This is a genomic window from Mycobacterium szulgai (assembly GCF_002116635.1).
In the GTDB taxonomy this organism is placed as follows: Bacteria; Actinomycetota; Actinomycetes; order Mycobacteriales; family Mycobacteriaceae; genus Mycobacterium; species Mycobacterium szulgai.
Genome location: NZ_LQPW01000045.1, coordinates 1 through 10,063, shown reverse-complemented (window position 1 = coordinate 10,063; position 10,063 = coordinate 1). Strand labels below are relative to the sequence as shown.

The following is a 10,063-nucleotide window of genomic DNA, read 5'->3' as shown; positions in this document are numbered from 1 at the left end:
CAGGCCCAATTCGTGCGGGCCCTGACAGCGGGCGCCAGCGAGTATGTCAATGCCGAGGCCGTTGGCGCCGTCGCCGATCAGCGGCCGTCCCAGCACTGCCTGTGTGGGCGCATTGATCACGCCCAGCACCCCCTGCTCGAGGAGTTGCAGCGGCGACGCGCCAGCCGCCTCGGCATTGACATACTCGCTGGCGCCCGCTGTCAGGGCCCGCACGAATTGGTCGTGAAACGCCGCCGCTTGTGCGCTGAGCGTCTGAAATCCCTGGCCGTGGACACCGAACAACGCCGCTATACCGGCCGACACCTCGTCGGCGGCCGCAGCCGCCAAGCTCGTCGTCGAAGCCGCCGCCGTCGCGTTGGCCGCGCTGATCCCCGACCCGATGAAGGTCAGATCTCTGGCCGTCATCGTCAATACGTCTGGCCCGACTATCAAGAACGACATTCAGCCACCACCTTGCGACGGTGTCACCACTGACGAGAATCATCGTTGCACTGAAGTGACCCGAGCGAGTCGCGATCCGCGGCCGTGCATACCAGTGTTGTCAATTCTGGTGAAGCTCATCGACACCCGGAACATGTTCTAGTTACTATGAGCCGGCTCGCCATCAGCAGTGGGCGTTAACCAGATGTACACCTTTGCCGGATGCAGCAGACGGGGGGAACCAGGTTGATGCAACAACTTGCCGTTCCGGCCCGGGCCGTCGGCGGGTTTTTCGAAATGTCGATGGATACCGTTCGTGCCGCCTTTCGGCGGCCGTTTCAGTTTCGGGAGTTTTTAGATCAGACCTGGATGGTCGCTCGGGTATCACTGGTCCCGACGCTGCTGGTGTCCATCCCGTTCACGGTGCTGGTGGCGTTCACCCTCAACATCCTGCTGCGGGAGATCGGCGCCGCCGACTTGTCCGGGGCCGGAACGGCATTCGGCACCATCACCCAGCTCGGCCCGGTGGTGACGGTGCTGGTGGTGGCCGGGGCCGGAGCCACGGCGATCTGCGCCGACCTGGGTGCGCGCACCATCCGCGAGGAAATCGACGCGATGCGGGTACTGGGCATCGACCCGATCCAACGGCTTGTCGTCCCGAGAGTTCTGGCGTCCACCTTGGTCGCGTTGTTGCTCAACGGCCTCGTCTGCGCCATCGGCTTGTCCGGTGGCTATGTTTTTTCGGTGTTCCTGCAGGGCGTCAACCCGGGCGCGTTCATCAACGGGCTGACCGTGCTCACCGGGCTGCGCGAACTGATCCTCGCCGAAGTCAAGGCGCTGCTGTTCGGGGTGATGGCGGGGCTGGTCGGCTGCTACCGCGGGCTGACCGTGAAGGGCGGGCCGAAGGGCGTGGGCAACGCCGTCAACGAAACGGTCGTCTACGCGTTCATCTGTCTGTTCGTCATCAACGTGGTGATGACCGCCATCGGCGTCCGAATCTCGGCCAAGTAGGGGCGGGGTAACAATCGATGGCGACGAAGCGATGGTGACTATGCGATGAGCTACGACGCCACCATTCGCTTCAGGCGCTTCTTGTCGAGGTTCGCCGGACCGGTCGACAACTTCGGCGAGCAGGCGCTGTTCTTCGGCGAGACCATCCGGTATGTCCCCAACGCGCTCACCCGCTACCGCAAGGAAACGATCCGCAACGTTGCCGAGATGACGCTGGGCGCCGGCGCCCTGGTGATGATCGGCGGCACCGTCGGCGTGGCGGCATTTCTGACGCTGGCATCCGGCGGCGTCATCGCGGTGCAGGGTTATTCGTCGCTGGGCAACATCGGCATCGAGGCGCTGACCGGCTTCCTGTCGGCATTCCTCAACGTCCGCGTCGTCGCGCCGGTGATTGCGGGCATCGCGCTGGCGGCCACCATCGGGGCCGGTGCCACCGCCCAACTGGGCGCCATGCGGGTATCAGAGGAGATCGACGCCGTCGAATGCATGGCGGTGCACTCGGTTTCGTATCTGGTATCCACTCGGCTTATCGCCGGTCTCATCGCGATCATCCCGCTGTATTCGCTGTCGGTGCTCGCCGCATTCTTCGCCGCCCGCTTCACCACCGTATTCATCAACGGCCAGTCCGCAGGCCTCTACGACCACTACTTCAATACCTTCCTTATTCCCTCGGACCTGTTGTGGTCGTTCCTGCAGGCGATCGTGATGGCGATCGCGGTGATGCTGGTGCACACCTATTACGGCTACAACGCCAGCGGCGGGTCCGTCGGCGTGGGCATCGCAGTCGGGCAGGCGGTGCGGACGTCGCTGATCGTCGTGGTGGTCATTACGCTGTTCATCTCGCTGGCGGTATACGGCTCGCAAGGTAACTTCAACCTCTCTGGATAACGAACATCTCTGGATAAAGGACCCGCTAAACGGATATGGCAGACACCGGATCTCGACGCACCGCGGTGCGGGTGGCAGCAGCAGTGCTGGCCAGCCTCATCGTGGCGTTCGCGCTCCTGACGTATCTGTCGTACACAGCGGCGTTCACGGCGACGGACACCGTCACGGTGTCATCGCCGCGGGCAGGCCTGGTCATGGAGAAGGGCGCCAAGGTCAAGTACCGCGGCATCCAGGTGGGCCAGGTCGAGGACATCAGCTACAGCGGCGACCAGGCCCGACTCACCCTGGCCATCAACAGCAGCGAACTGCACTACATCCCCGCCAACGCGACGGTGCACATCGCCGGCAACACCATCTTCGGCGCCAAGTCGGTGGAGTTCCTCCCGCCCACCGGAGCGCCCGCGGGTTCACTGCGCCCGAATGCGAGGGTCGAGGCCTCAGCCGTGCAGCTGGAAGTCAACACGTTGTTCCAGTCGCTCATCGACCTGCTGCACAAAATCGACCCCGTCGAACTAAACGGCACCCTGAGCGCGCTGTCCGAAGGCCTGCGCGGCCACGGCGACGATCTGGGCTCCCTGCTGACCGGCCTGAATACGCTGACCCGCCAAGCCAACCCGAAGCTACCCACGCTGCAGGAGGACTTCCGTAAGGCCGGCATCGTCACCGGCTACTACGCTGACGCGGCGCCGGATCTCAACACCGTCTTCGACAATCTGCCGACGATCAACCGGACCGTCGTGGACCAGCAGAACAACCTCAACAACACGCTGTTGGCCACCATCGGCCTGGCCAACAACGCTTACGAGACGCTCGAGCCCGCCGAACAGAACTTCATCGACGCGATCAACCGGCTGCGCGCCCCACTCAAAGTGGCCGCCGACTACTCACCGGAACTCGGCTGCCTGTTCGCCGGCATCGATCGCGGTGTCAAGGAGTTCGCGCCGCTGATCGGTGTCCGCAAGGCCGGACTGTTCACCTCGTCGAGCTTTGTGCTCGGCGCGCCGGCGTACACGTACCCGGAGAGCCTGCCGATCGTCAACGCCTCCGGCGGCCCGAACTGCCGGGGCCTGCCGGACATCCCGACCAAACAGACCGGCGGGTCGTTCTACCGCGCGCCGTTCCTGGTCACCGACAACGCCCTCATCCCATACGAGCCGTTCACCGAGGTGCAGATCGACGCGCCGTCGACGCTGCAGTTCCTGTTCCACGGCGCCTTCGCCGAACGGGACGACCGCTGATGGCGGGCGGGGGGATGCCGTCGCACCGGTCGATGGTGATCAAGGTCAGCATCTTCGCGGCCGTCATGCTGCTGGTGGCGGTGGCCCTGGTGGTGGTGTTCGGCGACTTCCGGTTCGGACCCGAAAGCACTTACCACGCCACCTTCACCGACGCGTCGCGGCTCAAGGCCGGCCAGAAGGTGCGCATCGCCGGCGTGCCCGTCGGCGCGGTCAAGGGCGTCAAACTGAACCCCGACAACACCATTGACGTGGAGTTCGGCATCGACAAGCGCTACCAGCTGTATTCGTCGACGCGTGCGGTGATCCGCTACGAAAACCTGGTCGGGGACCGCTTCCTGGAGATCACCTCTGGTCCTGGCGAGCTGCGCAAGCTGGCGCCGGGCGCGACGATCAACTCCTCCCACACCCAGCCCGCGCTGGATCTCGACGCACTGCTGGGTGGGCTGAAGCCGGTGCTCAAGGGCCTGGACGCGGACAAGATCAACACGATCAGCAGTGCCGTCATCGAATTGCTGCAGGGCCAGGGCGGCGCGCTGGCCAACGTGCTGGCCGACACCAGCGCTTTCTCGTCGGCGCTGGGCAAGCGCGACCAGCTGATCGGCGACGTGATCACCAACCTCAACACCGTGCTCGGCACCATCGACCAGCGCAGCGCCCAATTCAGCGCCAGCGTCGACCAGTTGCAGCAGCTGATCACCGGGCTGGCCAACAACAAGGACTCGATCGCCGGCGCCATCGGACCGCTGTCGTCGACGACGACGGATCTGACCGAGCTGCTGAAGAATTCGCGCCGGCCGTTGCAGGGCGTGCTGGAAAACGCCCGGCCGCTGGCCACCGAGCTGGACAACCGCAAGGCCGAAATCAACAACGACGTCGAGCAACTCGGCGAGGACTACCTGCGGCTGGCCGCGCTGGGCGCCTACGGATCGTTCTTCAACATCTACTTCTGCTCGGTGACCATCAAGATCAATGGGCCGGCCGGTAGCGACATCCTGCTGCCACTGGGCGGCTCGGTGGATCCCAGCAAGGGGAGGTGCGCTTTTGCCAAATGACCCCAGTGGTGACCCGCAGCGCCCGGCTGCGCCGAGCTCGCGATCACCACGTAGCAAGCGGGAGCGCGACCCGTTGCGCACCGGCATCATCGGTTTGGCGGTAGTCATCTGCGTCGTCCTCATCGCGTTCGGCTACAGCGGGCTGCCGTTCTGGCCGCAGGGCAAGACCTACGAGGCCTACTTCGCCGACGCCGGCGGCATCACGCCCGGTAACTCGGTGCTGGTGTCGGGGTTCAAGGTCGGCAAGGTCACCGAGGTGAGCCTGGCTGGAAACAGCGCCAAGATCGCCTTCAATGTGGACCGCAAGGTCGTCATCGGCGACCAGTCGCTGGCCGCGATCCGCACCGACACCATCCTGGGCGAGCGCTCGATCTCGGTGAGCCCGGCCGGCAGCGGCCGTGCCACCACGATTCCGCTGAGCCGGACCACGACGCCGTACACCCTGGCCGGCGCTCTGGAAGACCTTGGTCAAAACGCCAGCAACTTGAACAAGCCGCAGTTCGAGCAGGCCTTGAAGGTGCTCACCGAGACCCTGCACGACGCCACCCCGGGCCTGCGCGGCGCGCTGGACGGTGTGACCACGCTGTCGCGCACCCTGAACAGCCGCGACGAGGCCCTCCAAGGCCTGCTGGCGCACGCCAAGCAGGTCACCGGCGTGCTGTCGGAACGCTCCGCGCAGGTCAATAAGCTGATCGACGACGGCAACCAGTTGTTCGCCGCGCTCGACGAACGCCGTGCCGCACTCGATGCGCTTATTTCCGGGATCGACGGCGTCTCGGCGCAGATCTCCGGCTTCGTCGCCGACAACCGCAAGGAGTTCGGCCCGGCGCTGAGCAAGCTCAACCTGGTGCTGGGCAACCTCAATGAGCGCAAGGACTACATAACCGAGGCGCTCAAGCGGCTGCCCCCGTACGCGACGACCCTCGGCGAGGTGGTCAGTTCCGGACCCGGCTTCAACGTCAACGTGTTCGGCGCGATCCCGGCCCCGTTGATGGCGGCGATGTTCGACTTCTTCTACCAGCCCGGCAAGCTGCCGGCCAGCCTCGCCGACTACCTGCGCGGGATGATTCAGGAGCGCTGGATCATAAGGCCGAAGTCGCCATGACGACGCCGCGCCGTTTCGGCAGCAAGGGGCTGCGCACCGTCACCATCATCGCCTTGGTGGTGGGGCTCATCGGCGGCGCTTACGCGCTGTTCTCCGCGGGCACCAGCGGCCGTAAGATCACCGCGTATTTCACCTCTGCGGTGGGCCTGTACCCCGGCGACCAGGTTCGCATCCTCGGCGTTCCGGTGGGCGAGATCGACAGCATCGAGCCGCGCCCGTCCGACGTCAAGATCACCATGTCGGTGTCCAAAGACGTCAAGATCCCGTCGAACGCGCAGGCCGTCATCATGTCGCCAAACCTGGTGGCGGCGCGGTTCATTCAGCTCACACCGGCCTACACCGGCGGCGGCACGCTGCCCGACGGCGCGAGCATCGACCTGACCCGCACCGCCGTTCCGGTCGAGTGGGACGAGGTCAAAGAGGCGCTGACGAAGCTGTCGGTTCAGCTCAGCCCGGCCGCCGGAGAGTTGCAAGGCCCGCTGGGTGCGGCGATCAACCAGGCCGCCGACACCCTGGACGGCAACGGCGACTCGTTCCACAACGCGCTGCAGGAACTGTCCCAAGTCGCTGGGCGTCTTGGGGATTCGCGCAGCGACATCTTCGGCACCGTGAAGAACCTGCAGGTACTGGTCGACGCGCTGTCCCAGAGCAACGAGCAGATCGTGCAGTTCGCCGGACACGTGGCCTCGGTGTCGCAGGTGCTCGCCGACAGCTCACGCAACCTGGACCACACCCTGGGCACCCTCAACCAGGCGCTCTCCGATATCCGGGGCTTTCTGCACGAGAACAACTCGACGCTGATCGAAACGGTCGACCAGCTCAACACTTTCGCCCAGACGCTGAGCGACCAGAGCGAGAACATCGAGCAGGTGCTGCACGTCGCGGGCCCGGGCATCACCAACTTCTACAACATCTACGACCCGGCTCAGGGCACCCTGAACGGTCTGATCTCCCTGCCGGAGTTCATGAACCCGGTGCAATTCATCTGCGGTGGTTCCTACGAGACCGCCGGCGGGCCCAAGGCGCCCGACTACTACCGGCGCGCCGAGATCTGCCGCGAACGGTTGGGCCCGGTGTTGCGCCGGCTTACCGTGAACTACCCGCCGATCCTGTTCCACCCGATCAACACCATCACCGCCTACAAGGGGCAGGTCATCTACGACACCCCGGCCACCCAGGCCAAGTCGGAGACACCGGTTCCGGAGTTGACCTGGATACCGGCCAAGCCGACCCAGCCGGCAACCTCGAATCAGACGGATCTGCAGGCGTTGTTCGTCCCGCAGGCACCCGGACCCGCGCCGGGGTACGGCCCACTGCCAGGTCCCGCCCCGGGTCCCGCGGCAGGTACGCCGGCGCCGGGTCCCGCGGCCAGTGCGCCCGCTCCCGGCCCGCTGCCCGCCGAGCAGGGGGCCGGCGGATGAACCGAATCCTGTTGCGCGGCGGGGCGTTAGCGGTCAGCGCCGTGCTGCTTGCGGGTTGCTCATTCGGCGGGCTGAACTCACTATCCATGCCCGGCACCGCCGGCCACGGCGGCGGCGCCTACTCGATCACCGTCGAACTGCCCGACGTGGCGACGCTGCCGCAGAACTCCCCGGTCATGGTCGACGACGTCACCGTGGGCAGTGTCGCCGGGATCTCGGCCGAGCAACGGTCGGACGGGTCTTTCTACGCCGCAGTGAAATTGGCGCTGGACAAGAATGTCGTGCTGCCGGCCAATGCGGTCGCCAAGGTGGCCCAGACGTCACTGCTGGGTTCGCTGCACATCGATCTGGCGCCGCCGCCGCCGGGCACACCGGCCAAGGGCAGGCTGGTCGACGGATCGAAAATCGCCGAGGCGAACACCGGCCGCTATCCCACCACCGAGGAAGTGTTCTCTGCTCTCGGGGTGGTGGTCAACAAGGGCAATGTCGGTGCGCTGGAAGAGATCACCGATGAGACCTATAAAGCGGTAGTTGGCCGCAAAGGCCAGTTCGTCGACCTGGTTCCCAGGCTCGCGGAGTTGACCGCAGGACTCAACCGGCAGGTCAACGACATCATCGCCGCGGTCGAGGGGCTGAACCGCTTCTCGGCGATGCTGGCCCGCGACAAGGACAATCTGGGCCGGGCACTGGACACCCTGCCCGAGGCGCTTCGCGTGCTGAACAAGAACCGCGGCCACATCGTCGACGCCTTCGCCGCGCTCAAGAAACTGAGCCTGGTGACCTCGCACGTGCTGGCCAACACCAAGGTGGATTTCGCTGCCGACCTCAAGGACGCCTACTCAGTTGTCAAGGCGCTCAACGACAGCCGCAAGAATTTCATCACCTCGCTGCAGATTCTGCTGACCTTCCCGTTCCCCAACTTCGGCATCAAGCAGGCGGTTCGAGGCGACTATCTGAACGTGTTCACCACCTTCGACCTGACCTTGCGCCGGCTCGGTGAAACGTTCTTCACCACAGCGTATTTCGATCCGAACATGGCGCACATGGACGAGATCCTCAACCCGCCCAACTTCTTGCTGGGGGAGCAGGCCAACCTTTCGGGGCAAGCGGCCGACCCGTTCAAGATCCCGCCCGGCACGGCTTCACAGTAGAGGGGCCGATTCTGTGATTGACAGACTTACCAAGATCCAGTTGTCCATCTTCGCGGTGATCACCGTGATCACGCTGACCGTGATGGCGATCTTCTATCTGCGCCTGCCCGCCACCTTCGGTATCGGAACCTATGGCGTAAGTGCCGACTTCGTGGCGGGCGGCGGGCTGTACAAGAACGCGAACGTCACTTATCGCGGGGTCGCGGTCGGGCGGGTGGAATCGGTGCAGCTGAACCCCAGTGGCGTTACCGCCGACATGCGATTGAACAGCGGCACCGCGATCCCGTCGAACGTCGTCGCCAGCGTGAAGAGCGTGTCGGCCATCGGCGAGCAGTACATCGACCTGGTGCCGCCGGATCATCCATCGCCGAACAAGTTGCGCAACGGATCCAAGATCGAGCGCGACAACACTCGCATCGGCCAGGACGTCGCCCAATTGCTGCATCAGGCCGAGGTGCTGGTCAACAGCCTCGGCGACACCCGGCTGCGCGAGGTGCTGCATGAGGCGTTCACCGCGACCAACGGCACCGGCCCGGAACTGGCCCGGCTGGTCGAATCGGCGCGACTGCTCGTGGACGAGGCCAACACCAACTACCCGCAGGTCTCGCAGCTGATCGACCAGGCCGGTCCGTTCCTGCAGGCCCAGGTTCGCGCCGGCGGCGACATCAAGTCGCTGGCCGACGGGCTGGCACGGTTCACCTCCGAGCTGCGTCAGGCCGACCCGCAGCTGCGCGACACCCTGGCCACTGCCCCCGATGCGATCGACGAAGCCAACACCGCGTTCACCGGTATCCGTCCCTCGTTCCCGGCGCTGGCGGCCAGCCTGGCCAACCTGGGCCGGGTAGGCGTGATCTACCACAAGACGATCGAACAGCTGCTGGTCGTCTTCCCGGCGCTGTTCGCGGCCATCACCACGTCGGCCGGTGGCCAACCCCAGGACGAGGGCGCCAAGCTCGACTTCAAGCTCGACCTGAACGATCCGCCGCCGTGCAGCACCGGCTTCCTGCCGCCGCCGTTGATGCGGACGCCGGCCGATGAAGGGGTCCGCGAAATCCCGACGGACATGTACTGCAAGACCGCGCAGAACGATCCCAGCGCGGTGCGGGGTGCGCGTAATTACCCGTGCCAGGAGTTCCCGGGCAAGCGCGCGCCGACGGTCGCACTGTGCCGCGACCCCAAGGGCTACATCCCAACCGGCACCAACCCGTGGCGCGGTCCGCCGATCCCGTACGACACGCCGGTGACCAATGGGCTGAACATCTTGCCGCCCAACCATTTCCCGTTCATCCCTCCGGGTGCGGATCCGGATCCGGGGATCCCGATCGTCGGGCCCCCGCCGCCGGGTGTGGTGCCCGGTCCGGGCCCGGCGCCGAATCAGCCGGCTTATGACCCGCCGCCGCCCAACAACAATGGGCCGCCGCCGCCGTTCACGTCGTGGCAGCCGCCGGACTATCCGCCGGTGCCGCCGCAGATCCCGTTCCCCAGGTATGTGGAGCCGCCGGGCCCGCCGTTGGGCACCGGCCCGGCGCCCGGACCGGAACCGCAGGCCAGCGGCACGTCGTACACGACCTATGACCCGGTCACCGGAGTCTTCAAGGATCCGGCGGGCGGCACTGGTATCTTCGCGACTGCATCTTCTGCCGAGAATTGGGTGGATCTGATGCTCGCGCCCAAGCCGATGTAGAGCCTATCCAGTGGATTCAGTAGTGGCAGAAGAGCAATCGACAACGCAACGCGTGCGCCGACGGGCGTCCCGCCCGCCGGATCCTTGAAGACT

At 65.5% G+C, this 10,063-nt stretch carries 9 protein-coding genes; 8 read left to right on the top strand and 1 reads right to left on the bottom strand.

Annotation, left to right across the window (positions count from 1 at the left end; genetic code table 11):
- A partial coding sequence (locus tag AWC27_RS09805) for a PE family protein (protein ID WP_085670307.1) occupies nucleotides 1-441 on the bottom strand: 441 nt, incomplete at its 3' end.
- 225 nt (nucleotides 442-666) lie between these two features.
- On the opposite strand from AWC27_RS09805, the gene AWC27_RS09800 reads away from it, so the two are divergent.
- From AWC27_RS09800 to AWC27_RS09765, 8 genes are read left to right on the top strand one after another with little or no spacing between them, the layout of a single operon-like run.
- Nucleotides 667-1,431 carry an MlaE family ABC transporter permease gene (locus AWC27_RS09800; protein ID WP_085670306.1) on the top strand — a complete coding sequence of 255 codons (765 nt, stop codon included), beginning with the start codon at nucleotides 667-669 and terminating at the stop codon, nucleotides 1,429-1,431.
- 45 nt (nucleotides 1,432-1,476) lie between these two features.
- On the top strand, nucleotides 1,477-2,319 hold the full coding sequence (locus AWC27_RS09795; RefSeq protein ID WP_085670305.1) for an MlaE family ABC transporter permease: 843 nt from the start codon (nucleotides 1,477-1,479) through the stop codon (nucleotides 2,317-2,319).
- Nucleotides 2,320-2,354: 35 nt separating this feature from the next.
- Nucleotides 2,355-3,557 (top strand): MCE family protein, encoded by a 1,203-nt coding sequence (locus AWC27_RS09790; protein ID WP_085670304.1) that lies wholly within the window; start codon nucleotides 2,355-2,357, stop codon nucleotides 3,555-3,557.
- Nucleotides 3,557-4,609, top strand: coding sequence for an MCE family protein (locus AWC27_RS09785; protein WP_085670303.1), 1,053 nt, complete (start codon nucleotides 3,557-3,559; stop codon nucleotides 4,607-4,609). The genes AWC27_RS09790 and AWC27_RS09785 overlap by 1 nt, the downstream gene beginning before the upstream one ends.
- Nucleotides 4,527-5,714 (top strand): virulence factor Mce family protein, encoded by a 1,188-nt coding sequence (locus AWC27_RS09780; protein ID WP_085670302.1) that lies wholly within the window; start codon nucleotides 4,527-4,529, stop codon nucleotides 5,712-5,714. The genes AWC27_RS09785 and AWC27_RS09780 overlap by 83 nt, the downstream gene beginning before the upstream one ends.
- On the top strand, nucleotides 5,711-7,135 hold the full coding sequence (locus AWC27_RS09775; protein ID WP_085670301.1) for a virulence factor Mce family protein: 1,425 nt from the start codon (nucleotides 5,711-5,713) through the stop codon (nucleotides 7,133-7,135). The genes AWC27_RS09780 and AWC27_RS09775 overlap by 4 nt, the downstream gene beginning before the upstream one ends.
- On the top strand, nucleotides 7,132-8,286 hold the full coding sequence (locus AWC27_RS09770) for an MCE family protein (RefSeq protein ID WP_085670300.1): 1,155 nt from the start codon (nucleotides 7,132-7,134) through the stop codon (nucleotides 8,284-8,286). Before AWC27_RS09775 ends, AWC27_RS09770 begins: the two co-directional genes overlap by 4 nt.
- A gap of 13 nt (nucleotides 8,287-8,299) precedes the next feature.
- Entirely contained in the window at nucleotides 8,300-9,970 is a 1,671-nt protein-coding gene (locus tag AWC27_RS09765) for a virulence factor Mce family protein (RefSeq protein WP_085670299.1), read from the top strand.
- The last annotated feature ends 93 nt before the right edge of the window (nucleotides 9,971-10,063 follow it).